This window comes from Micromonospora sp. WMMD723, assembly GCF_049863385.1.
Taxonomy (GTDB): domain Bacteria; phylum Actinomycetota; class Actinomycetes; order Mycobacteriales; family Micromonosporaceae; genus Micromonospora; species Micromonospora wenchangensis.
In genome coordinates, this window is sequence record NZ_JBMKNR010000001.1 from 3,419,282 (window position 1) to 3,442,853 (window position 23,572).

Genomic DNA, 23,572 nt, shown 5'->3' on the forward strand with positions numbered 1-23,572 from the left:
TGTCACCGGGCGGGTCGCCTTCCCTGGGGCATGCCCGACTGTAACGCCCACAGCCTCCGCCCCACTCTCCTGGTCCGGTTCGCCTCCACTCGTCTCACCAGCTATTCGTCGCCGCGGACGGCCCCGGATGCACCCCGGGCGAAGGAAAAGAAAGTGGTGTCGGGCTGCATCCGGCGGTGCGACGGGTGGCGTAACCCGTTCTGCAAGCCAGACCTGACGAACCAGCACCAATCACCAGGAGGCAGACATGCAGCTCGCTATCTTCCGTCGGGTCGCCGCAGGCGGCGCGGTGGCCGCTCTGGCCTTCGCCGGCGTCGGCGCCGCGACCACGAGCCCGGCGTACGCCGCCTCGTCCAAGGTCTCCGTCGTGCACGGCATCCCGGACACCCCGGTGGACGTCTACGTCAACGGCAAGAAGACCCTCGACAACTTCAAGCCCGGTGACGTCGCCGGCCCGCTGACCCTGCCCGAGGGCGAGTACGACATCGCGCTGACCAAGCCGGGCGAGCCGGTCGGCAGCGCGATTCTCAAGGTCGACGACGCCGAGGTGCCCGGCGGCGCCAACATCAGCCTCGCCGCGCACCTCGGCGCGGACGGCAAGCCGCAGATCACCCCGTTCGTCAACGACACCGCCAAGCTGGCCGCCGGCAAGGCCCGGCTGATCGTCCGGCACACCGCCGCCGCACCGGCGGTCGACGTCCGGGCCGGCGGCAAGCCGGTCTTCGAAGGGCTGACCAACCCGAAGGAGGCCAAGGCCGACGTCGACGCGGGCACGGTCAAGGCCGACGTGGTGCTGGCGGGCACCGAGACCGTGGCGATCGGCCCGGCGGACCTCAACCTCAAGGAGGGCACCGCCACCATCGTCTACGCGATCGGCTCGGCCGAGGCCAAGAACCTCGACCTGGTCGCCCAGACCATCACCGGTCTGCACTCCGCCCCGGGCGGCGTGCCCAGCGGCACCGGCGGGCAGGCCGGCACCGGCGTGGACACCTGGTGGTACGTGCTGGCCGGTGCCGGCGTCCTGCTGCTGGTCGGCGGTGGGGCGCGGGTGGCCGTCACCCGGACCGGTCGCCGGTGACGGTGCGACACCGCGGGGCGCTGGCGGCGATGGCCGCCGGCGTCGCCGCGCTCACCATCGCCACCGTCGTGGCCTGCGGCTCGCAGCCGGCCGAGGACGTCGGCGCGGACGAGGCGGCGGCGCTGGCCAGCAGCAGTCCGCCGAGCCCGACGGCCGGGACCGGTGGCGGACCGTCGGTGCCGGTGACCGCCGGTGACCTGCCCACGGCCGAACGGACCGTGCCGCCGGTGAAGCTGCGCATCCCGGCGATCGACGTCACCGCCACGGTCAACCCGGTGGGCATCGACACCCGCACCGACGAGTTCGACGTCCCGCCGAGCGTGGACCAGATCGGCTGGTACCGGTTCGGCCCCGGGCTGGAGACCGACGCCGGCTCGGTGGTGATCGCCGGTCACGTCGACAGCTCGGAGCAGGGCAAGGGGGCGTTCTTCCGGCTCCGCGAACTCGACCGGGGGGACACCGTCACCGCCACCGGCGCGGACGGGAAGCAGCGCGCCTACCGGGTCGTCGCCCGCGAGGAGTACGCCAAGACGAAGATCCCGCTGGACCGGTACTTCGCCCGGGACGGCAAGCCGCGGCTGACCCTGATCACCTGCGGCGGGCCGTTCGACCCGAAGACCCGGCACTACCGGGACAACATCGTTGTCACCGCCGTACCGGCCTGAGGACCGGGTCGGGGCCGATCCGGTCCCGGCCCGGTCCCATCCACGCTTCGGTACGGGTGGTCCGGCATCCAACGCGCCGTGCGCTGGCCGTTACGCTGAACGGTGATGGCATACCTGGATCACGCGGCGACCACCCCGATGCTCGACGAGGCGTTGGCGGCGTACGTCGCCACCGCCCGCGAGGTCGGCAACGCGTCGTCGCTGCACGCGACGGGCCGGCGTGCCCGGCGTCGGGTGGAGGAGTCCCGCGAGCGGGTGGCCGCCGTGCTGGGCGCCCGCCCCTCCGAGGTCATCTTCACCGGCGGCGGCACCGAGAGCGACAACCTCGCCGTCAAGGGCGTCTTCTGGGCCCGGCGGGCCGTCCGGCCCGACCGGGTCCGGGTGGTCTCCAGCGCGGTCGAGCACCATGCCGTCCTCGACGCGGTCGACTGGCTGGCCGAGCACGAGGGCGCCGAGGTCGCCTGGCTGCCCACGGACGCCGCCGGCAAGCTCGACCCGGCGCTGCTGCGTGCCGAGCTGTCCGCGCACGCCGACCGGGTCGCCGTGGTGACCGCGATGTGGGCCAACAACGAGGTCGGCACCGTGCAGCCGGTGGCCGAGCTGGCCGCCGTCGCGGCCGAACACGGCGTGCCGTTCCACACCGACGCGGTGCAGGCGGTCGGCCAGGTGCCCGTCGATTTCGCGGCCAGCGGGGTCTCCGCGCTCACCGTGACCGGGCACAAGCTCGGCGGCCCGACCGGGGTGGGCGCGCTGCTGCTGGCCCGGGACGTCGCCGCTACCCCGCTGCTGCACGGCGGTGGGCAGGAACGCGACGTCCGCTCCGGCACCCTCGACACCGCCGGCATCGTCGCCTTCGCGGTCGCCGTCGAGACGGCGGTCAAGGGCCAGCAGGAGTACGCCGCCCGGGTGGCGGCGCTCCGCGACGACCTGGTGCGGCGGGTCCGGGAGGCGGTGCCCGAGGTGGTGTTCAACGGCGACCCCGACGACCGGCTGCCCGGCAACGCGCACTTCTCCTTCCCCGGCTGTGAGGGGGACGCCCTGCTGCTCCTGCTCGACGCCCAGGGCATCGCCTGCTCCACCGGCTCGGCCTGCTCGGCGGGGGTGGCCCAGCCCAGCCACGTGCTGCTGGCGATGGGGGCCGACCACGACCGGGCCCGCTCCTCGCTGCGCTTCACCCTCGGCCACACCAGCACCCCCGCCGACGTCGACGCCCTGATCGCGGCCCTCCCCGCCGCCGTCGACCGCGCCCGCCGCGCCGCCGCCCTCCGCACCCCCCGCTGACCGCCCCCGCCCGCCCCGCCTGCCCTCTTCGCCCCGGCTCCACCCCCGCCCCGCCCCGGCTCTATCCAGGCTCCGCACCCGCTCCGCCCCTGCCCCGCCCCCGGTGATCAAGAAGTTTGCGTCACCCGCCCGTCGGATTCTGACGCGAATCTCTTGATCACCCGCCCCTACCGGCCTGCACCCCTCCCACCCGACCGCGCACGCCTTCCAGCCCACCTGCAGGCTGCTGAGCGGTGGTGGTGCTCGGTGATCAAGAGGTTGGCGTCAGGAACGGGCGCTGGGATGACGCAAACCTCTTGATCACCGGAGGCAGCGCCGGAGCAGAGCCGGGGGCAGCGCCAGGGCAGGGCCGGGGCGGAGTGGGGGCGGGCCGGGGAGGGAGGGGAGGCGGGCGGGGTGGGTAGGCTCGACGGGGGAAGGGAGCGTGGGCCGGTGAAGGTTCTGGCGGCGATGTCGGGCGGGGTGGACTCCGCCGTCGCGGCGGCGCGGGCGGTGGACGCCGGGCACGACGTGACCGGGGTGCACCTGGCGCTGTCCCGCAACCCGCAGACCTTCCGCACCGGGGCCCGGGGGTGCTGCACCCTGGAGGATTCCCGGGACGCGCGCCGGGCCGCCGACGTCATCGGCATCCCCTTCTACGTGTGGGACATGGCCGAGCGCTTCCACGCCGACGTGGTGGACGACTTCGTCGCCGAGTACGCGGCCGGGCGTACCCCGAATCCGTGCCTGCGCTGCAACGAGAAGATCAAATTCGCGGCGGTGCTGGACCGGGCCGTGGCCCTCGGCTTCGACGCCGTGGTCACCGGCCACCACGCCCGGCTCGGCCCCGACGGGCTGCTGCGTCGTAGCGTCGACCTCGCCAAGGACCAGTCGTACGTGCTGGCGGTGCTCACCCGCGCGCAGCTCGACCGGGCGATGTTCCCGCTCGGCGACGCCACCAAGTCCGAGGTCCGGGCCGAGGCGGCCCGGCGTGACCTGGCGGTGGCCGAGAAGCCCGACTCGCACGACATCTGCTTCATCGCCGACGGCGACACCCGGGGGTTCCTCGCCGGGCGGCTCGGCGAGACGCCCGGCGCGGTGGTCGACGCACTGACCGGCGCGGTCGTCGGCAGCCACACCGGCGCGTACGCCTACACGGTGGGCCAGCGACGCGGCCTGCACCTGGACCGGCCGGCCCCGGACGGGCGACCCCGGTACGTGCTGTCCATCACCCCGAAGACCAACACGGTCACCGTCGGCCCCGCCGAGGCGCTGGAGGTCTCGCTGGTCCGCGCCACCCGCCCGGTCTGGACCGGGGGCGACCTGCCGGACGCGCCGATCGCCTGCGAGGTGCAGTTGCGGGCGCACGGCGACGTCGTACCGGCCACCGTGACCGTGGACGGCGACAGCCTCACCGCCGAGCTGCGCCGTCCCGTACGCGGGGTGGCCGCCGGCCAGGCCGTGGTGGCGTACCGGCCGGACCCGGCGGGGGACGTGGTGCTCGGCTCCGCCACCATCTCCGGCTGACCCACCGGCCGGGTGTGTCGACCGTCGCCGGCTACCCTTCGGCCGTGACCCAACAGCAGCTCTGGCCCTGGCCGGCGGGCGCGGCGACCGGCATCGGTTCGCTGCCCGGCACCGACGTCGCCGAGGCGCAACGGATCGTCCTGGGTGAACTGCCCGCCCTGCCCCACCTGCCGGAGCTGCCCGACCGGGGACCGGGTGCCGACCTGATCGGGCGTACCGGCGGGCTGCTCGTGGAGCTGCCGGTCGAGCTGTACGCCGCGCGTTGGCGGATCGCCCCCCGTCCCGGTCGGGACCTGCGCCGCGCCCGGGACCTGATGGAACGTGACCTCGACCAGCTCGCCGAGCAGGCCGAGTCGTACGCCGGGCCGGTGAAGGTGCAGGCGGCCGGGCCGTTCACCATGGCCACGGCGGTGGAGTTGCCGATCGGCGGGCGGCTGCTGCGTGACCCGGGCGCGGTGCGGGAGCTGACCGCGTCCCTGGCCGAGGGGTTGCGGCTGCACGTCGAGGCGGTGACCCGGCGGCTGCCCCGGGCGTCGGTGCTGCTCCAACTCGACGAGCCGTCGCTGCCGGCGGCGCTCGCCGGTCGGGTCCGCACCGAGAGCGGCCTGGGCACGTACCGGCCGGTCGACACCGCCGTCGCGCGTACCCTGCTCGGCGAGGTGATCACGGCGGTCGGGGTGCCGACGGTGGTGCACTGCTGCGCCCCGGACGTGCCGCTGGAGCTGATCCGTACCGCCGGGGCGGTCGGGGCGGCGCTGGATCTCGCCCTGCTCACCGACCTGGACCCGCTGGGCGAGGCGATCGACGCCGGGCTCGGCCTGCTGGCCGGGGTGGCACCGACCCTGCCGCCGTCGGCCGGCGTCGCGCCGACCTCGGCGCAGCTCGCCGACCGGGTACGCGGACTCTGGGACCGACTCGGCTTTCCGCGCCGCCAACTCGCCGGGCAGGTGGTGGTCACCCCCGCCTGCGGTCTGGCCGGCGCCACCCCCGGGTACGCCCGCGCGGTGCTCACCGCCTGTCGGGACGCGGGGCGGCGGCTGCACGAGGGGTGAGGTTTCCCGTCGTACCCGGTGGGCAGGATGACGGCCATGATTGGACAACTGCGTACCGTGGCCATCGACTGCCCCGACCCCCGGGCGCTGGCCGGCTTCTACGCGGAGCTGCTCGGTCTGCCCCTGGTCGAGGAGGACTCCGACGGTAACGAGTGGGTGGTGCTCGGCGGCCCGGTCGGGCAGCAGCCCCGGCTCGCCTTCCAGCAGGCACCCGACCTGGTCCCCCCGGCCTGGCCCGATCCGGCGCGTCCGCAGCAGCTCCACCTCGACGTCACGGTCGACGACATCGGGGTGGCCGAGAAGGCGGCGATCGCCCTGGGTGCCCGGCGGCTGCCCGGCGAGGGGGACGGCTTCCGGGTGTACGCCGACCCGGTGGGCCACCCGTTCTGCCTCTGCTGGGACTGACCACCGGTCTTACTCCCCGCGACGGGCGGCCGGGAGACGTGCCGCCCGTCGCGGGGCCGACCTCCCACCCCGGCCCGCCCGGCGTGCCGGGGTGGTGCCGGCGGGGCATGATCGGGTCCGTGACCGACTCCTCGCTGCGCCGTGCCTCCGGTTCGCTGTTCGGGCTCGCCTACGGTGACGCGCTCGGCAAGCCGACCGAGTTCCTCTCCGTCACCGAGATCCACCGCCGCTACGGCCCGGCCGGTCCCCGGGAGCTGGTCGGTGATCCGGTGCTGGTCACCGACGACACCCAGATGGCGCTCGCGGTCGCCTGGGCGCTGCACGACGCGCCGGAGCACACCGCCGGGGCGGTCGAGCCGCTGCTGCGGCGGCGCTTCCTGGAATGGGCGGCCAGCCCGGACAACAACCGGGCACCGGGGATGACCTGCCTGCGGGCCTGCGGCGAGCTGGGCCGGGGGCTGCCCTGGCAGCAGGCGACGGTGGTCGACTCGAAGGGGTGCGGGGCGAACATGCGGGTCACCCCGGTCGGGCTGCTCGACGTCGACCCGGACACCCTCGCCGGGTTGTCCCAGCTCCAGGCCGGCCTCACCCACGGGCACCCGACCGGGCTGGCCGCCAGCGAACTGACCGCGTACGCGGTGCGGCTGCTGCGTGACGGCGCGGCACCGGCACGACTGCCCGGCCTGCTGGCCGACCGGGCCCGCAGCCAGCGGGGCACCTACCGGGACGACTGGCTGGGCGACCTGTGGCGGCGTGCCGGTGCGGGCTCCCCGGCGCAGTTCAGCGCCGTCGGCTGGGACGAGTGCCTGTCGGCGCTGGACCGGTTGGCCGCCGCGCTGCGCCGGCCCGACGACGGTGACGACCCCTGCCGGCACACCGGTGAGGGCTGGATCGCCGAGGAGGCGCTGGCGACCGCGTTGCTGTGCGTGCTGCGGCACCCGGACGACCCGGTGGCCGCGATCGGCCGGGGCGCGAGCACCGCCGGCGACTCCGACTCGATCGCCGCGCTGGCCGGCGCGTTCCTCGGTGCGGCCCACGGGATGTCCGGCTGGCCTGCGGACTGGTCCTCCCGTATCGAGTACGCCGACCAGCTCGCCACCCTCGGCGCGACCTGGGACTGACCCGCCCGGCCGGACGCCGCGCCGTCGCGGTGCCGGCCGGCACGAACGGGGATGCCGCCCCGGCACGAACGGAGATGCCGGGGCGGCCGGGCCGGTGCGCTGCTCAGGCCGGGCTGCGTCGCCCGTGCAGGCGCTTCACCCGCCGCCACAGGGCCGGGTCGCAGCTACCTGCCCGGCGGGAGAAGGCGTCGGCCGGGATACGCAGCGGTTCGGCGAGATCCAGCCAGCTGTCGTGTTCGGCGTCCGGGTCCCAGTCCCGGGTGGGGATCGGCACGTGGTCGTCCCGGTCGCTCTTGTCCTGGCTGGTGATCTTCAGCACCTCCGCGCCCCGGTCGTCGGCGCGTACCACCAGGCAGGGCCGGACCTTCGAGCCGGTGCCGTCGTGGAACGGCACGTCCGCCCACCAGATGTCGCCGGGTCGGGGGGTGCCGGTGGGGGTGCGGGGGCGGGGCGGCGCGGTCGGTCGGGCCCGGTCCCGGGGCGGGGTGCCCCGCTCCGGCCGGGTGCGCCCGCCACCGCTCGACGGGCGGCCGCCCCGGCGTCGCCACTCGTTCCACATCCACCCGGCGGCCACCGCCAGGACGATCAGCAGCCCCCACAGCAACCACTGCGGCATCGGTACCCCCGCCTCCCTCCCGGGCGGCCACCGCCGCCGACGTGCGGCGATCGTCGCACGCCGCGGGGCCGGCCGCCCGTCGGGCGGGTGGGGGGAGGCAGGGGAATGTCCTACCGGCCGGTTACCGTGCTCCCGTAGCGTGATCACGGGGGAGGTTCGCACGGTGTCCGGAGGCGACAGGGTGTCGGAAGAAGAGATTCCCCAGCAGGTCAGCGCGGCCCAGGAGGCGGCGGCCGGTGGTGAGCCCACCCCCGAGGCCCGGGAGCGGCACGCCACGTTGAGTCAGGAGCTGACCGAACACCAGTACCGCTACTACGTCCTCGACGCGCCGACCATCACCGACGCCGAGTTCGACAGGCAGTTGCGGGAGCTGGAGGCGCTGGAGGCGGAGTTCCCGGCGCTACGCACCCCCGACTCGCCGACACAGCGGGTCGGCGGCACCTTCTCCACCGACTTCACCCCGGTCACCCACGCCGAGCGGATGCTCTCGCTGGACAACGCGTTCGCCGACGAGGAGCTGGCCGCCTGGGCCGAGCGCGTCGAGCGCGACGCCGGTGGCCCGGTGCCCTACCTGTGCGAGCTGAAGGTCGACGGCCTGGCCATCAACCTGACCTACGAGCAGGGCCGGCTGGTCCGCGCCGCGACCCGGGGCGACGGGCGCACCGGCGAGGACGTCACCGCCAACGTCCGCAGCATCCGCAGCGTGCCGGCCCGGCTCACCCCCTCCGACGAGTTCCCCGACATCCCGGAGCTGCTGGAGGTGCGGGGCGAGATCTACTTCCCGGTCGCCGGGTTCGCCGACCTCAACGCCAGCCTGGTCGAGCAGGGCAAGGCGCCGTTCGCCAACCCGCGCAACGCCGCCGCCGGCAGCCTGCGCCAGAAGGACCCCCGGATCACCGCGTCCCGGCCGCTGCGGCTGGTGGTGCACGGCACCGGCGCCCGCGCCGGCTTCCGGCCGGCCACCCAGTCCGAGTCGTACGCGGCGCTGAGGGCGTGGGGGCTGCCGACCAGTGACCGCTGGCGGGTGGTGCCCGACCTGGCCGGCGTGGCGGAGTACATCGCCCACTACGCCGAGCACCGGCACGACGTCGAGCACGAGATCGACGGGGTGGTGGTCAAGGTCGACCCGGTGCCCATCCAGGGTCGGCTCGGCTCGACCAGCCGGGCGCCCCGGTGGGCGATCGCCTTCAAGTATCCGCCGGAGGAGGTCAACACCCGGCTGCTCAACATCGAGGTCGGCGTCGGGCGGACGGGCCGGATCACCCCGTACGCGGTGCTGGAGCCGGTGCACGTGGCCGGTTCGACGGTCGCCCAGGCCACCCTGCACAACGCCCGCGAGGTCGAGCGCAAGGGGGTGCTGATCGGCGACACGGTGGTGCTGCGCAAGGCCGGCGACGTGATCCCCGAGGTGCTCGGCCCGGTGGTCGAGCTGCGACCCGCCGACGCCCGCCCGTTCGTCATGCCCACCCACTGCCCGTCCTGTGGCACGGCGCTCGCCCCGGCCAAGGAGAGCGACGTCGACATCCGCTGCCCCAACACCCGCAGCTGCCCGGCGCAGTTGCGGGAACGGGTCTTCCACCTCGCCGGGCGGGGCGCGTTCGACATCGAGGTGCTCGGCTACAAGGGTGCCGCCGCGTTGCTGGACGCCGCGATCATCAGCGACGAGGGGGACCTGTTCGCCCTCGACGCCGCGCAGCTCGCCCGTTCGCCGTTCTTCGTCAACAAGGACGGCAGCCTCGGCACCAACGCCACCAAGCTGCTCGACAACCTCGCCGTGGCCCGGGAACGCGACCTGTGGCGGGTGCTGGTGGCGCTCTCCATCCGGCACGTCGGGCCGACCGCCGCGCAGGCCCTGGCCCGGCACTTCCGCTCCGTCGAGGCGATCGAGGCGGCCGCCGAGGAGGAACTGTCCTCGGTCGACGGGGTCGGCCCGACCATCGCCGCCAGCATCACTGAGTGGTTCGCCGTCGACTGGCACCGCGACGTGGTGCGCAAGTGGGCCGAGGCGGGCGTCCGGATGGCCGAGGAGGCGGTCGACGAGGGGCCCCGCCCGCTGGAGGGCGTCACCGTCGTGGTGACCGGCACGCTCGCCGGTTTCAGCCGGGACCAGGCGGCCGAGGCGATCCAGACCCGGGGCGGCAAGGTCACCGGCTCGGTCTCCAAGAAGACCGGCTTCGTGGTGGTGGGCGACAACCCCGGTTCCAAGGCCGACAAGGCGGCCGGGCTCAAGGTGCCGGTGCTCGACGAGGACGGTTTCCGGGTGCTGCTCGACGCCGGCCCGGAGGCGGCCCGCGAGGTGGCCCGGGTCGACGAGAGCTGACCGCCGGCCACCCGGCCCCGCACCGCCTGTCCCGCTGCACCCATAGGTGACGCTTGGTCCGTATACCAACTTAGTCACGACTACGCCCGATTCGCGGCTGTCGTGCGGGTCCACCGGCGCCCAGGGCGTTTCATGGTGGCAGGTGTACGGCCGGCGTACACCCTGATGGGCGTGCCCGGGAGGTGCGATGGAGACCGCCGACCCCCGCAACTCGTTCCCGGGTGGGCGGGAGGGGCCGTTCCTGGGTCTCGTCGCCGGGGTGATCGGCCTGGCCGCGCTGGTCTCCGTCGCGTCACTTGTCGACCTCGTCGACCGGCCGGGGCTGCCGGCGGCGTTCTGGACGATGGCGGTGCTCGCGGTGGGCTGCGACGCCCGCCCCTTCGTGCCGTCCGGCCGTCGGCAGACCTCCGCGGTCTTCCCGTCCACCTGCTTCACCTTCGCCATCCTGCTCGGCTGGGGCCTCGGCCCGGCGGTGCTCGTGCAGGCCGTCGCGGTCGCCGTGTCCGGCGTCCGGCTGGGAAACGCCCCCTGGCGGACCACCTTCAACGCCGCCCAGTACGCCTGCGCGCTCGCCGCCGCCCACCTCGTGCTCCGGCTCGGTCCGGGCGGCCTGTTCGACGGCGACCGGTTGGGCTGGACCGACGTGCTCGCCGTCGGCGGCGCGACGGTCACCTGGTTCGTCGTCAACTACGGCCTGGTCAGCACCGCGCTGCGGCTGCGCTTCGGCGGCCGGTGGTGGCCGGCCGTCCGGCAGGGGCTGCCGTTCGAGCTGCTCTCCACCGGATCGCTGCTGCTGCTCGCCCCCGTCCTGGTCACCGCCGCGCGGGCCAGCGCCGCGCTGATCCCGCTGGTGCTGGTGCCGCTGTTCGCGGTCTACCGGATGGCCCACCTCTCCGACGAACAGGTCCAGCTCGCCGCCCTCGACCCGCTGACCGGCCTGCCCAACCGCAAGGCGCTGCTCGCCGAGGTGGCCGAGCAGGTGCACCGGCACGCCGAGCGGGTCGCCCGGGGCGAGCCGGGGGCGCGGGTGGCGCTCCTGCTGATCGACCTGGACCGGTTCAAGAACGTCAACGACGCGCTCGGCCACGCCGTCGGCGACCGGCTGCTGGTCGAGGTGGGCGCCCGGCTCGCCGGGGTGGTCGGCGACCGGGACCTGCTGGCCCGGCTCGGCGGGGACGAGTTCGCCATCGTCGCCGGCGGGCTCGACGGTGTCGACGAGGCGCGCGAGCTGGCCGGCCGGGTGGTCGCCGCGCTGACCGAGCCGGTGTCGCTGGACGGCCTGCCGCTGGACGTCGGCGGCTCGATCGGCATCGCGCTCTTCCCCGACCACGGCGAGGACTACGCCACCCTGATGCGCCACGCCGACGTCGCCATGTACGACGCGAAGCACCGCAACGACACCGTCGCCGTGTACACGGCCGAGTCCGACCACAACTCCGCCGAGCGGTTGGGGCTCCTGGCCGACCTGCGGCGCGTACTGGAGAGCCGGCCGGTGGCCGGGCAGAGCGTGCGGGGCGGTGACGGCGCGGCGCTGCCACCCCGGCTGGCCCCCGACGACGGACCCGACCGTGCCCCGCGCCCCGACGCCGGACCGGGCCCCGGGCCCGGCAGCGGCATGCGCACCGGCACGGGCGTCGGCGGCACCGGCCGATGGTGGCTGCCCCGGCGACGCTCCCGGCCGGCCCCGGCGCACCCCGACGAGCTGCTGAACCGCATCCTCACCGGGGCCGACCCGGTCCGCCGCCACGGCACCGCCCCGGAGCGCCTGCCACCCACGCCGACCCCGGACACCGGGCCGGCGACGACGCCCCCCGCCCCGCCGACGCCCCCCGCCCCGCCGACGCCCCCCGCCCCGGCGGCCGAGGTCGGCGAGATCACCATGTACTACCAACCGCAGATCGCCATCGCCACCGGCGAGGTGGTCGGGGTGGAGGCGCTGCTGCGCTGGCGGCACCCGCGCCGGGGGATGGTCGACCCGGAGGAGCTGATCCGGGTCGCCGAGCAGAGCGCCGTGATGCGCCTGCTCACCTACCGGGTGATCGACGACGTGGTGGCGCAGTTGGCGAAGTGGTCCGCCGCCGGCACCACGCTGCGGGCAGCGCTCAACGTCAGCGTCCGCGACCTGCACACCGGGGAGATCGTCGACCGGATCGCCGACCGGCTCGCCAGCTACGGGGTACGCCCGGACCGGCTGCAACTGGAGATCACCGAGGGGGCGCTGATGGCCGACCCCCGGCGGGTGCTGGCCACCATCACCCGGCTGCACCAGCTCGGGGTGGCCATCTCGCTCGACGACTTCGGCACCGGCTACTCGTCGTTGCAGCACCTGCGCCGGTTGCCGCTGTCCGAGGTGAAGGTGGACCGGTCGTTCGTGCTGGGGATGGCCGGGGACGCCGACGACGCGGCGATCGTCAGGTCGACCATCGAGCTGGCCGGCGCGCTCGGCCTGCGGGTGGTGGCCGAGGGGGTGGAGGACGAGCGGACCTGGCGACTGCTGTACGCGGCCGGCTGCGACGCCGCGCAGGGCTGGTTCTACGCCCGCCCGATGCCCGCCGAGGAGTTGACCGCCTGGCTGGCCCGGTACCGGCCGCTGAGCCCCGTCCCCAGCCCGGACGCCGAGATCCCCCGCCGGCACGCCCGCTGACCGTCGCCGGCACGCCCGGAGAGGGTGGATGGGCGGCCCCGGACCGGCCGGCGGCCCGGACGCGGGGGGAGTCGGAGGCGTCGGGTCCGGCGCAGGACAATAGACTCGCTCCGGTCACCGCGCGTCATCCCGTCGACGTCGCGGCCGGCCCACCCGCCCGCAGCAGCACAGCCACGAAGGGGGCACCGATGGCCGCCATCTCCCGCGAGGAGGTCGCGCACCTCGCGCGACTGTCGCGGCTCGCCGTCACCGAGGAGGAGCTGGACACCTTCGCCGGTCAACTGGACGTGATCCTCCAGTCGGTCGCGCAGGTCGGCGAGGTCACGGCGGCGGACATCCCGCCGACCTCCCACTCGGTGCCGCTGACCAACGTGCTCCGCGACGACGTGGTGGTGCCCGGACTGACCCCGCAGGAGGCGCTGTCGGGTGCCCCCGACGTCGCCGAGCAGCGGTTCCGCGTCCCGCGCATCCTGGACGAGGACGTGGCGTCGTGAGCGGACGTGTGGTTGACACCGGGCGTGACAGGCGAACCATCGAGCCCAGTGCGCCGGCTGCCCGGGGCACCGGTGAGCGGAGCGAGGCGACGGCATGACCGACCTGACCAGAATGACCGCGACCGACCTGGCCGGGCTGGTGGCCTCGGGGGAGACCTCCGCCGTCGAGGTGACCCGGGCCCACCTGGACCGGATCGCCGCCGTCGACGACCGGGTGCACGCGTTCCTGCACGTCGACACCGAGGGGGCGCTGGCCGCCGCCCGTGCCGTCGACGAGCGCCGGGCCGCCGGTGAGCAGCTCGGGCCGCTGGCCGGGGTGCCGGTGGCGGTGAAGGACGTGCTCACCACCAAGGGCGTGCCGACCACCGTCGGCTCGAAGATCCTCGAAGGCTGGCGTCCGCCGTACGACGCGACGATCGTGCAGCGGCTGCGCGCGGCCGGCACGGTGATGCTCGGCAAGACCAACATGGACGAGTTCGCGATGGGTTCCTCCACCGAGTACTCGGCGTACGGCCCGACGCACAACCCGTGGGACACCGACCGGATCCCGGGCGGCTCGGGCGGGGGCAGCGCCGCCGCGCTGGCCGCGTACGAGGCCCCGCTGGCCATCGGCTCCGACACCGGCGGCTCGATCCGCCAGCCCGGCGCGGTCACCGGCACCGTCGGCGCGAAGCCCACCTACGGCGGCACCTCCCGGTACGGCCTGGTCGCGTTCTCCTCCTCGCTGGACACCCCCGGCCCGTGCGCCCGCACCGTGCTCGACGCGGCGCTGCTGCACCAGGTCATCGGCGGGCACGACCCGCGCGACTCCACCTCCATCCCGCAGCCGGTGCCGGACGTGGTGGCCGCCGCGAAGCTCGGTGCGACGGGCGACCTGACCGGGGTGCGGCTCGGCATCGTCAGGGAGTTCACCGGTGAGGGCGCGGAGCCGGGCGTGATGGCCGCGTTCCGCGAGTCGGTGGACACCCTGGCCAAGCTGGGCGCGGAGATCGTCGAGGTGTCCTGCCCGCACTTCCGGTACGCGCTGCCGGCGTACTACCTGATCGCGCCCAGCGAGTGCTCCTCCAACCTGGCCCGGTTCGACGGGGTCCGGTTCGGGCTGCGGGTCGGCGACGACGGCAACCGGTCGCTGGAGGAGGTCATGTCGCTGACCCGGGAGGCCGGGTTCGGCGCCGAGGTCAAGCGCCGGATCATGGTCGGCACCTACGCGCTCTCCTCGGGCTACTACGACGCCTACTACGGGCAGGCGCAGAAGGTCCGTACCCTGATCACCCGCGACTTCACCTCGGCATTCGAGCAGGTCGACGCGCTGATCTCGCCCACCACGCCGTTCGTGGCGTTCCCGATCGGGGCGCGCACCGCCGACCCGTACCAGATGTACCTGGCGGACCTGTTCACCATCCCGACGAACCTGTACGGCGGGCCGGGCATCTCGGTGCCGTGCGGCCTGTCCGAGGGGCTGCCCGTCGGGCTGCAGGTGATGGCCCCGACGATGGCCGACGACCGGATGTACCGGGTCGCCGCCGCGCTGGAGTCCGTGGTCGGCACGTTCACCCCACCGGCACTGTGAGGCTGGAGTTCAGATGACGACGACACTGCCCGCGTACGACGAGGTCGTTGCGCGTTACGAGCCGGTGATCGGCCTGGAGACCCACGTCGAGCTGGGCACGAACACCAAGATGTTCTGCGGTTGCCCGACCGACTTCGGCGGCGAGCCCAACACCCGGGTCTGCCCGGTCTGCCTGGGCCTGCCCGGCTCGCTGCCGGTGGCGAACAAGGCGGCGATCGAGGCGACGATCCGGATCGGCCTGGCGCTGAACTGCTCCATCGCGCAGTGGTGCCGGTTCGCCCGGAAGAACTACTTCTACCCGGACATGCCGAAGGACTTCCAGATCAGCCAGTACGACGAGCCGCTGTGCTCCGACGGCTACCTGGACGTCGAGGTCGACGGCGAGCTGGTGCGCATCGGCATCGAGCGGGTGCACCTAGAGGAGGACACCGGCAAGACGCTGCACGTCGGCGGGGCCACCGGCCGCATCCATGGCGCGACCGAGTCGCTCGTCGACTACAACCGGGCCGGCATCCCGCTCGTGGAGATCGTCACCAAGCCGGTCCCCGGCACCGGTGCGCTCGCCCCCGAGGTCGCCAAGGCGTACGTGACCGAGCTTCGGGACGTGCTGCGCTCGTTGGGTGTGTCCGACGTCCGGATGGAAGAGGGGTCGCTGCGCTGCGACGTCAACACCTCCCTCAACCTGCCGGGGCAGGAGTGGGGCACCCGCACCGAGACCAAGAACGTCAACTCGTTGCGGTCGGTGGAGCGGGCGGTCCGCTCGGAGATCCTGCGCCAGGCGTCGGTGCTCGACGCGGGGGGCCGGATCACCCAGGAGACCCGGCACTTCCACGAGGACACCGGGGACACCACGCCGGGCCGGTCCAAGGAGACCGCCACCGACTACCGCTACTTCCCGGAGCCGGATCTGGTGCCGCTCGCCCCGGACACCGCCTGGGTGGCCGAGCTGAAGGCTGCCCTGCCGGAGCTGCCCCGGCTGCACCGTCGCCGGCTCCAGGAGCAGTGGGGCCTGTCCGACCTCGACATGCAGTCGGTGCTCAACGCCGGTGCGGTCGAGCTGATCGAGGCGACCGTGGCGGCGGGCACCACCCCGGCGGCGGCCCGCAAGTGGTGGCTGGGTGAGCTGTCCCGCCGGGCCAACGAGACCGGCACGGAGCTGGCCGACATCGGGGCCACCCCGGCGCAGGTCGCCGAGCTGCAGGGGCTGGTCGACGCGGGCAAGCTCAACGACAAGCTGGCCCGTACCGTGCTGGAGGGCGTGGTCGCCGGCGAGGGTTCGCCCACCGAGATCATGACCAACCGGGGTCTGGAGGTGGTCTCCGACACCGGCGCGCTCACCGCCGCCGTGGACGAGGCGATCGCCGCCAACCCGGGCATCGCCGACAAGATCCGCAGCGGCAAGGTCGCCGCAGCCGGTGCGCTGGTCGGCGCGGTGATGAAGGCCACCCGTGGCCAGGCCGACGCCAAGACCGTCCGTGACCTGGTCCTGGAGCGCCTCGGCGTCCAGGGCTGACCGAACGGGACGGAAGCCGGGGCTTCCCGCCCGCAACGGCGAGGGCCGCCGTCGTGACCCGACGGTGGCCCTCACCCCTTCCCCGGGGTAGGCGCGCGACCCGCGCCGCCCCTCCCAGCGAGGGCGTCAACGGCGACGCCCGGATGGAGTTCCCGTGAACGAGCACGACCTCGACGTCCTCGACGAGATCCAGCGACGGGTGCTGTGGCTCGCCACCCGGATCGTGGACGCGGCCAACCACGACCGGGACACCGGCGACGGGGTGAAGGTCGGTGGACACCAGGCGTCGAGCGCCTCCCTGGTCACCGCGATGACCGCGCTGTGGTTCGCCCACCTGGACGCCGAGGACCGGGTGGCGGTCAAGCCGCACGCCTCCCCGGTGTTCCACGCGATCCAGTACCTGCTGGGCAACCTGGACCGGTCGTACCTGACGCGGCTGCGGGCGCGGGGCGGGTTGCAGTCGTACCCGTCGCGGACCAAGGACCCGGACGCGGTGGACTTCTCCACCGGCTCCGTCGGGTTGGGCGCGGCGGCCCCGCTGTTCGCCGCGGTGACCCGCCGCTACGTCGACGCCCACTTCGGGGCCCGCCCGCACTCCCGGTTCGTCGCATTGATCGGTGACGCCGAGTTGGACGAGGGCAACATCTGGGAGGCGGTCGCCGACCCGGCCACCACCGGTCTGGGCAACGTGATGTGGCTCGTCGACTTCAACCGGCAGTCGCTGGACCGGGTGGTGCCCGGCATCCGGATCGACCAGTGGCGCGGGCAGTTCGAGGCCGCCGGCTGGCACGTCGTGGAGGTCAAGTACGGCCGCAAGCTGGCGCAGGCGTACGCCCGGCCGGGTGGGGCGGCGCTGCGTGACTGGATCGACCGGATGCCCAACGAGCAGTACCAGTCGCTGTTCGGGCTGACCGGGCCCGCGCTGCGGCAACAGTTCCTGGACGGCGCACCCGACGGCATCGCCGGGTTCATCGCCGACCTGACCGACGAGGAGCTGGCCCCGCTCGTCACCGACCTGGGCGGGCACGACCTGGCGGCGATGCTCGACGCGTACGCCCAGTGCGACGCGGTTACCGACCGGCCCAGCGTCGTCTTCGCGTACACCGTCAAGGGGTGGGGGTTGCCGATCGCCGGCAACCCGCGTAACCATTCGGCACTGCTGACCACCGATCAGGTCGACGCGCTGCGGGCGGCGCACGGGTTGACCGCCGGGACCGAGTGGGACCGGCTCGACCCGGCGAGCCCGGCAGGCATCCGGGCCGGCGCGCGCCGGGAGGCGCTGGCCCGCGCGCCCCGGCACCGGTCGCTGGGGGTCACCGTCCCGGAGACCACCGGGGTACGCACCCACAAGCCGGTCTCCACCCAGGAGGTCTTCGGCCGGGTGCTGGTGGATCTGGCCCGGGACCCGCAGGTGGCGCCCTACCTGGTCACCACCGCGCCGGACGTGGCGACCTCCACCAACCTGGCCGGGTTCATCAACCGGACCGGGGTGTTCGCCCCGACGGAGCGTCGGTCCTGGTCGCAGGACCGGATGCTGCGCTGGACGGAGAGCCCCGCCGGGCAGCACATCGAGCTGGGCATCTCCGAGATGAACCTGTTCCTGCTGCTGGGCCAGCTCGGCCTGGCGTGGGACCTCTCCGGGCAGCCGCTGCTGCCGGTCGGCACCGTCTACGACCCGTTCGTGCTGCGCGGGCTGGACGCGTTCCTCTACGGCACCTACTCGGGTTCCCGGTTCGTGGTGGCCGGCACCCCGTCGGGGGTCACCCTGGCCCCCGAGGGCGGCGCCCACCAGTCCACCATCACCGCCTCCGTCGGCCTGGAACTGCCCGGCGTCACCCTCTGCGAACCGGCCTACGCCACCAGCCTCGACTGGCTGCTCTGCGACGCGCTCGGTCAGATCGCGCAGGGTTCGGCACCGGCCGCCACCGCGGCACCGGCCGAGGACGGGGCGTACTACTTCCGGCTGAGCACCCGGCCGCTGGACCAGACGCCGTTCGAGGCGGCCCGGGCCCGCCTCGGCGACGCGGTGCTGCGCCGGCAGGTCGTCGCCGGGGCGTACCGGCTGGTCGACGCGCACCAGGCGCACCCGCAGCTGGCCGACGCGCCGGTGGTGACCCTGGCCGCCTCCGGGGCGGTGCTGCCGGAGACGCTGGCCGCCGCCGCCGAGCTGGCCGAGGAGGGCATCGCCGCGCACGTGGTCGACGTGACCAGCCTGGACCGGCTCTACCGGGCCTGGCAGCGCACCCTGCGCCAGGGCGTGCGTACGGCGACCGTGCCGAGCGTGCCGGGGGCGTTGCGGGCGGCCTTCGGGGACCGTACCCCGCTGGTGACCGTGCACGACGCCGCCTCGCACGCGATGGCCTGGCTCGGCTCGGCCCTCGGGGTGCCGGCGGTGCCGCTGGGGGTGGACGAGTTCGGCCAGTCCGGCAGCGTCCGCGAGCTGTACGAGCTGCACGACCTGCTTCCCGGCAGCATCGTCAACGCCGCCCTGGCCGCCCTGTCGCTGCGCTGACCGCAGGCGGATCAGCTGGTCGGGCTGGGGGTCGGCGAGGTGGGGGTCGGGCCGGTCCCGGAGGGGGACGGGGACTCCGAGCCGCCCCGGGTCGGGGTGGGGGTGACCGGGACGTCGGCGCCCTTGGCCGGGTCGCGGATCACGTGCCGTTCCAGGTTCACCTGGGCCTGCCCGGTGCCGCCGACGGTGATGTCGTCGTAGGCCTGGAGCAGCTTCTGCTGGTCGAAGTAGAGCACCGTCATCGACAGCGGGGTCGGCTTCTCACCCTCCAGGCCGCGCAGCCCGGCGCCACCGGTCGAGCCCTCCACCATCAGCTGGGTGGGCTGCTGGCCGTCCACCTGCGGCAGCTTCGAGATCTGCCGGGCGTGGGTGTGCCCGGCCAGCACCAGCGGGCAGGTGCCCGAGAGCGGACCGGCCGAGGCCGGGTCGTGCACCAGCGCGATGTTCACCGGTCGCGGCGACTGGCGGATCGTGGTGGCGAGCGTCTCGCCGGCCCCGATCACCTGGTTGGCGACCTGCGCGGTGAGCCCGCTGCCGGCCGGGGAGGTCTCCTTGTCCGGGGTGAACCGGGGGTCGCCGATGCCGGCGATGGTCAGCCCGGCGACGGTGGTGGTCGAGTTGTTCAGCACGACCGCGTTCGGCTGCCGGGCCACCGCCGCCGCCGTCCGGGGTGAGTCGTGGTTGCCCCGGATGTAGACGTACGGCTTCTTGAGCAGCCCGATCGAGCCGACGTACGACGCCTCGGGTTCGCTGCCCCAGTCGGTCAGGTCGCCGGTGTCGATCACCACGTCGATGCCGAACTGTTCGACCACGGTGCGGATCAGCTGCCAGCCCGTCGGGTTGAGGTGCATGTCGGACACGTGCAGCACCCGGGTGGTGCCCGGCGCCGGTTCGTACACCGGCAGCGCCGAGACGGTGGTGTAGAGCTGGCTGACGTTGCCGACCAGCCGCTGCAACTGCTCGGCGTAGCGGCTGTAGTCGTTGGCGATCCGCCGCGCGTCACCGACGATCGCCGGGGCGTTGACCAGCAGGCCCTCGTAGCGGGGCTCCTCGATGGCCTGCGGGCGGACGGTGCCGGCCGCCAGGCCGAGGCTGCCGGCGGTGACCACCAGGGCCACCCCGCCGGCCCAGGCGGTCCGCCGGGTGTCCCGGAAGACCAGCGCGGCCAGCAGCAGGGTGACCAGCACGGCCGCCCCGAGGGTACGCAGACCGAGCCGTAGCACCCCGTTGCGGACGTCGGTCACCGCCGACTGGCTGGCCCGGCTGATGCTGGCCGGGTCGTCGATCAACGCCTCGGTCTTGCGTTGGTCCAACGCGCCGAGCCCGACCGTCAGGTGGGTGGGACCCTGGTGGCTGTCGAGCTGGAGCGCGCCCAGCGGGGGGATGTCGACGGTGGTGCCGCCCCGCACCGCCGGGGCGAGGGTCAGGTCGGCGCGGAACGGGCCGATGTCGGTACTGACCCGGCCACCGGCGAACACCCCGACGACCGTTCCGGTCAGGGCGACCAGCAGCACCGCCAGCACCACGCCGGCCCGTCGGGCCCGGGTCGACCGCAGGGCCGACCACCAGGTCCGCCAGCGTCGCTCACGCCGGGCGGGGAGATCCGTCTCCCCGGCTCCGCGTTGCTCGTTCTCCTGACCGCCCATGATGAGATTCTGACCTGCCCCGTGAAAGATCTTGGCAAACCCGACAGAAGGGCGGCCGATCCGCCCGGTACCTGCCCGGCCGTCCGGCCCGTCGGCGTGTCGTCAGCTCCGGCCGGCCCCGCCGTCGGCGAAGACCAGTCGCAGCAGCCGGTCGTCCTCCGGGGTCGGCTGACCCCGCCCGTCGTGGTTGGAGGTGGAGACCCAGAGCGAACCGTCCGGGGCGGCGGCTACCGCCCGCAACCGACCGTACTTCTCGGCGAGCAGTTCCCGGGGCGCGCCGAGCACCGTGCCGGCGTCGGTCAGTTCCACCAGCCAGAGCCGCTCGCCGCGCAGGCACGCGGCGGCCAGCAGCCGACCCGTGGCCGCCAGCCCCGAGCAGGACGCCTCGTCGGTGCCCCACTGCACGACCGGATCGACGAACCTGCCGTCGCCGGCCTGCCCCTCCACCGTCGGCCAGCCGTAGTTCGCGCCCTTGTCGATCTTGTTGATCTCGTCCCAGGTGTTCTGCCCGAACTCGGTGGCGTACATCCGTTTCCCGGCATCCCAGGCCAGGCCCTGCACGTTACGGTGCCCCAGCGACCAGACCGGCGAGCCGGGGAACGGATTGCCCGCCGCCGGCTTGCCGTCCGGGGTGATCCGCAGGATCTTGCCGGCCAGGCTGGCCCTGTCCTGGGCGGCGTCCCGTTCACCGGCGTCGCCGGTGCTGACGTAGAGCTGCCCGTCCGGGCCGAACGCCAACCCGCCGCCGTTGTGGTTGCCGGCCTTCGGGATGCCCGTCAGGACCGGCGTGGGGGTGCCGCCCAGCGTCAACCGGGCCACCCGGTTGTCCTGCTCGGTGGTGTAGTAGACGAAGACCGTCCGGTCCTGCGCGTACGCCGGGGAGACGGCGATGCCGAGCAGGCCCGCCTCGCCGGACGCGGCCACCCCCGGCACGGTCTGCGCCGGGGTGACGGTCAACCCCTGTGGCCCCGACCCGGGCCCGACCTTGAGGATCCTGCCGCTGTCCCGCTCGGTGACCAGCGCCGCCCCGTCGGGCAGGAAGGCGATGCCCCACGGCACCCGCAGGCCCTTCGCCAGCACCGTGGCCACCACCTGCTGCTCGGGGGTGTTCGCCGACGCCGACGGGGTCGGCAGGTTGGGGGGTTCACCGGCCGGATCGGGCTCCGGCGGGCCGAAACTGCACCCGCTCAGCAGCAGCGCGGCACCGGAGGCCGCCAGGGCCGCGCGGACCCGGACGGTGCGGGGGTACGGGAGACGGGCGCTCACCCGCCCCAGCCTAGCCCGCGAATCCCGGTCGGCCGGGCCACCGGGGACGGCGCACCGGCCGGTGACCGCCTCAGCGGGCCCGCAGGGCCAGCAGCGCCACGTCGTCCTCGCGCCGGTGACCGGTGCCGAGCAGCAGGTCACACAGGTCGGCGGCGGGACGGACGCCGGCGGCGGCGACCCGGGCGCACAACTGGGCCATCCCCTCGTCGATCGACTGGTCCCGCCGCTCCACCAGCCCGTCGGTGTAGAGCAGCAGGGTGTCCCCGGGGGCGAGCAGCACCCGTGCCCCGGTGCGCGGGGTCGGCCGGGTCAGCCCCAGCAGCGGCTCCCGCCGGCCGTCGAGCAGCCGTACCGTGCCGTCGGCGGTGACCAGCAGCGGCGGGGGATGACCGGCATTGCACCAGGTGACCGCCACCCCGCCCGCGACCTGCCGCAGTCGGGCCAGCACCGCCGTGGCGGCGGTCGGGATGCGCAGTCCCGAGATGGTGGCGTCCAACCGCCGCATCAGCTCCTCGACCGGGTCGTCCCGGCCGAACGCGTTGCCCCGCACCAGGTTGCGCAGCTGCCCCATGGTCGCGGCGGCCTCGATGTCGTGGCCGGCGACGTCGCCGATCGCCGCCACCAGGTCGCCGTCGGGCTGGACGAAGGCGTCGTACCAGTCGCCGCCCACCTCCACCCGGTCGGCGGCCGGCTGGTAGCGGGCGGCCAGCTCCACCCACTGGCTCTGCGGCAACTGCGGCAGCATGCTGTGCTGCAGGACCTCGGCGACGTGCCGCTGCTCGCCGTGGATCCAGCCGTTACCGACCGCCTGTCCGGCGCGGCGGCCGATCTCCAGCACGGTGCCCAGGTCGTCGTCGTCGAAGGCCCGCCGGCCGGGCCCGTTGACCAGGGTCACCGCACCCATCACCGTGCCCCGGCCCGGGGCCGGCACGGGCACGGTCAGGTGTGAGGCGAAACCCAGCCGTTCGGCGAGGTCCACCAGTTCCGGGGCGTCGCTGGCCCGCCGGACCTCGTCCAGGTCGGCCACGCCGCGCAGCACCGGCTGGCCCGTCCGCAGCACCGTCCGGGTGACCGAGGCGGGGCCGAGCCGGCGCAGCGCCACCTCGCCGAACCGGGTGATGTCGGCGGCGCGGGCCGGGTCGCGGTGCACGGCGGTCACCCAGCGGGGCGTGCCGCCCTGGTCGATCAGGGTCACCATCGCCCAGTCGGCCAGTCGGGGCACCACCGCGTCGGCCAGCCGCCCCACCGCCGTCTCCACGTCGAGCGTTCCGGTCAGCTCCTCGCTGAGCGAGGCGAGCAGGTTGAGCCGTTCGTGTGCCTGCTCGACCAGCCGGCGGGCCGCCTCGGCGGCATCGAGGGCAATCCGCAGCCGCAGCTCCGAGGAGCAGGCCGCCGCCAGGTCGGCAAGCGTCCGTAGCTGCGCCTTCGTCCAGGCCCGGGGTTTGCTGTCGATCGCGCACAGCGAGCCGAGCACCCGGCCGTCCAGGTCGGTCAGCGGCATCCCGGCGTACGCGACGACGCCCAGCTCCGGCACGGCCAGATTGTCCCGCACCCGGGGGTAGAGCCGGGCGTCCGGCAGTACCAGCGGGATCTCGGTGTCGATCACGTGCTGGCAGAACGAGTGGCTCAGCGGGGTCTGCCGGCGGGCGGCCCACGGCTCGGGCAGCCCGACCGCGCCGGGGAAGAACTGCCGGGTCTCGGTGACCAGCGAGACCAGCGCCACCGGCACGTCGAGCAGGTCGCTGACCAGCCGGGCGAACCGGTCGAACGCCTCGTCCGGTGTGGCGTCCAGGCCGGTCTCGGTCAGCGACCGCAGTCGGGCCGGATCGGCCAGCGCGGCGATGCCCGCGTCCGGCCGTACGGTGCGTTCGGTCATCGACCAC

Annotated in this window: 17 protein-coding genes; 13 read left to right on the plus strand and 4 right to left on the minus strand. The window is 74.3% G+C overall.

Translation table 11 applies throughout. From position 1 onward, the window contains the following. Positions 1 to 247: 247 nt before the first annotated feature. The 7 genes from ACN261_RS15480 (at position 248) to ACN261_RS15510 (ending at position 7,108) form a co-directional block, all read left to right on the plus strand. Entirely contained in the window at positions 248 to 1,078 is an 831-nt protein-coding gene (locus tag ACN261_RS15480) for a DUF4397 domain-containing protein (RefSeq protein WP_421486010.1), read from the plus strand. Then, positions 1,075 to 1,743: a class F sortase gene (locus ACN261_RS15485; RefSeq protein ID WP_425850770.1), complete on the plus strand. Its 669-nt coding sequence runs from the start codon at positions 1,075 to 1,077 to the stop codon at positions 1,741 to 1,743. The genes ACN261_RS15480 and ACN261_RS15485 overlap by 4 nt, the downstream gene beginning before the upstream one ends. 105 nt (positions 1,744 to 1,848) lie before the next feature. Next, positions 1,849 to 3,024 (plus strand): cysteine desulfurase family protein, encoded by a 1,176-nt coding sequence (locus ACN261_RS15490; RefSeq protein WP_421486013.1) that lies wholly within the window; start codon positions 1,849 to 1,851, stop codon positions 3,022 to 3,024. A 432-nt stretch (positions 3,025 to 3,456) separates the two neighbouring features. After that, positions 3,457 to 4,530: a tRNA 2-thiouridine(34) synthase MnmA gene (gene mnmA / locus ACN261_RS15495; RefSeq protein WP_425850773.1), complete on the plus strand. Its 1,074-nt coding sequence runs from the start codon at positions 3,457 to 3,459 to the stop codon at positions 4,528 to 4,530. A gap of 44 nt (positions 4,531 to 4,574) precedes the next feature. Further along, on the plus strand, positions 4,575 to 5,582 hold the full coding sequence (locus ACN261_RS15500) for a methionine synthase (RefSeq protein WP_363652505.1): 1,008 nt from the start codon (positions 4,575 to 4,577) through the stop codon (positions 5,580 to 5,582). A gap of 36 nt (positions 5,583 to 5,618) precedes the next feature. Further along, a complete protein-coding gene (locus ACN261_RS15505) occupies positions 5,619 to 5,987 on the plus strand; it encodes a VOC family protein (protein WP_425850776.1) in 369 nt (122 codons plus the stop codon). Positions 5,988 to 6,094: 107 nt separating this feature from the next. Beyond that, the gene (locus ACN261_RS15510) at positions 6,095 to 7,108 is read left to right on the plus strand and encodes an ADP-ribosylglycohydrolase family protein (RefSeq protein WP_425850779.1); all 1,014 of its coding nucleotides are present in this window, start codon (positions 6,095 to 6,097) and stop codon (positions 7,106 to 7,108) included. 103 nt (positions 7,109 to 7,211) lie between these two features. Here the strand turns inward: ACN261_RS15510 and ACN261_RS15515 are convergent, their stop codons facing one another. After that, positions 7,212 to 7,724, minus strand: coding sequence for a type II toxin-antitoxin system PemK/MazF family toxin (locus tag ACN261_RS15515; RefSeq protein ID WP_421486019.1), 513 nt, complete (start codon positions 7,722 to 7,724; stop codon positions 7,212 to 7,214). A 181-nt stretch (positions 7,725 to 7,905) separates the two neighbouring features. Between ACN261_RS15515 and ligA the strand changes: the two genes are divergently transcribed. The 6 genes from ligA (at position 7,906) to ACN261_RS15545 (ending at position 18,777) form a co-directional block, all read left to right on the plus strand. Further along, positions 7,906 to 10,044 carry an NAD-dependent DNA ligase LigA gene (ligA, locus tag ACN261_RS15520; protein WP_425850782.1) on the plus strand — a complete coding sequence of 713 codons (2,139 nt, stop codon included), beginning with the start codon at positions 7,906 to 7,908 and terminating at the stop codon, positions 10,042 to 10,044. 187 nt (positions 10,045 to 10,231) lie between these two features. Beyond that, positions 10,232 to 12,688 (plus strand): putative bifunctional diguanylate cyclase/phosphodiesterase, encoded by a 2,457-nt coding sequence (locus tag ACN261_RS15525; RefSeq protein ID WP_425850784.1) that lies wholly within the window; start codon positions 10,232 to 10,234, stop codon positions 12,686 to 12,688. Positions 12,689 to 12,876: 188 nt separating this feature from the next. Further along, positions 12,877 to 13,182: an Asp-tRNA(Asn)/Glu-tRNA(Gln) amidotransferase subunit GatC gene (gene gatC, locus ACN261_RS15530; protein WP_088641698.1), complete on the plus strand. Its 306-nt coding sequence runs from the start codon at positions 12,877 to 12,879 to the stop codon at positions 13,180 to 13,182. Positions 13,183 to 13,276: 94 nt separating this feature from the next. Next, positions 13,277 to 14,752 (plus strand): Asp-tRNA(Asn)/Glu-tRNA(Gln) amidotransferase subunit GatA, encoded by a 1,476-nt coding sequence (gene gatA / locus ACN261_RS15535; RefSeq protein ID WP_088641697.1) that lies wholly within the window; start codon positions 13,277 to 13,279, stop codon positions 14,750 to 14,752. Between the two features lie 13 nt (positions 14,753 to 14,765). Beyond that, a complete protein-coding gene (gatB, locus tag ACN261_RS15540; protein WP_421486024.1) occupies positions 14,766 to 16,265 on the plus strand; it encodes an Asp-tRNA(Asn)/Glu-tRNA(Gln) amidotransferase subunit GatB in 1,500 nt (499 codons plus the stop codon). 154 nt (positions 16,266 to 16,419) lie between these two features. Next, a complete protein-coding gene (locus ACN261_RS15545; protein WP_425850789.1) occupies positions 16,420 to 18,777 on the plus strand; it encodes a transketolase-like TK C-terminal-containing protein in 2,358 nt (785 codons plus the stop codon). 11 nt (positions 18,778 to 18,788) lie between these two features. On the opposite strand, the gene ACN261_RS15550 is transcribed toward ACN261_RS15545, so the two are convergent. The 3 genes from ACN261_RS15550 to ACN261_RS15560 form a co-directional block, all read right to left on the minus strand. Next, complete coding sequence (locus ACN261_RS15550; RefSeq protein WP_425850791.1) at positions 18,789 to 20,423, minus strand: metallophosphoesterase; 1,635 nt, start codon at positions 20,421 to 20,423, stop codon at positions 18,789 to 18,791. Positions 20,424 to 20,525: 102 nt separating this feature from the next. Next, positions 20,526 to 21,689, minus strand: coding sequence for a PQQ-dependent sugar dehydrogenase (locus ACN261_RS15555; protein ID WP_425850794.1), 1,164 nt, complete (start codon positions 21,687 to 21,689; stop codon positions 20,526 to 20,528). 70 nt (positions 21,690 to 21,759) lie between these two features. Beyond that, positions 21,760 to 23,565 carry a GAF domain-containing SpoIIE family protein phosphatase gene (locus tag ACN261_RS15560; RefSeq protein ID WP_425850796.1) on the minus strand — a complete coding sequence of 602 codons (1,806 nt, stop codon included), beginning with the start codon at positions 23,563 to 23,565 and terminating at the stop codon, positions 21,760 to 21,762. Positions 23,566 to 23,572: the final 7 nt, after the last annotated feature.

Excerpts from the sequence above, each read along its gene's own strand:
- ACN261_RS15480 (WP_421486010.1), top strand. The coding sequence starts at position 248 with ATGCAGCTCGCTATCTTCCGTCGGGTCGCCGCAGGCGGCGCGGTGGCC.
- ACN261_RS15490 (WP_421486013.1), top strand. The coding sequence starts at position 1,849 with ATGGCATACCTGGATCACGCGGCGACCACCCCGATGCTCGACGAGGCG.
- ACN261_RS15505 (WP_425850776.1), top strand. The coding sequence starts at position 5,619 with ATGATTGGACAACTGCGTACCGTGGCCATCGACTGCCCCGACCCCCGG.
- ACN261_RS15510 (WP_425850779.1), top strand. The coding sequence starts at position 6,095 with ATGATCGGGTCCGTGACCGACTCCTCGCTGCGCCGTGCCTCCGGTTCG.
- ACN261_RS15515 (WP_421486019.1), bottom strand. The coding sequence starts at position 7,724 with ATGCCGCAGTGGTTGCTGTGGGGGCTGCTGATCGTCCTGGCGGTGGCC.
- ACN261_RS15525 (WP_425850784.1), top strand. The coding sequence starts at position 10,232 with ATGGAGACCGCCGACCCCCGCAACTCGTTCCCGGGTGGGCGGGAGGGG.
- gatC (WP_088641698.1), top strand. The coding sequence starts at position 12,877 with ATGGCCGCCATCTCCCGCGAGGAGGTCGCGCACCTCGCGCGACTGTCG.
- gatA (WP_088641697.1), top strand. The coding sequence starts at position 13,277 with ATGACCGACCTGACCAGAATGACCGCGACCGACCTGGCCGGGCTGGTG.
- gatB (WP_421486024.1), top strand. The coding sequence starts at position 14,766 with ATGACGACGACACTGCCCGCGTACGACGAGGTCGTTGCGCGTTACGAG.
- ACN261_RS15550 (WP_425850791.1), bottom strand. The coding sequence starts at position 20,423 with ATGGGCGGTCAGGAGAACGAGCAACGCGGAGCCGGGGAGACGGATCTC.
- ACN261_RS15560 (WP_425850796.1), bottom strand. The coding sequence starts at position 23,565 with ATGACCGAACGCACCGTACGGCCGGACGCGGGCATCGCCGCGCTGGCC.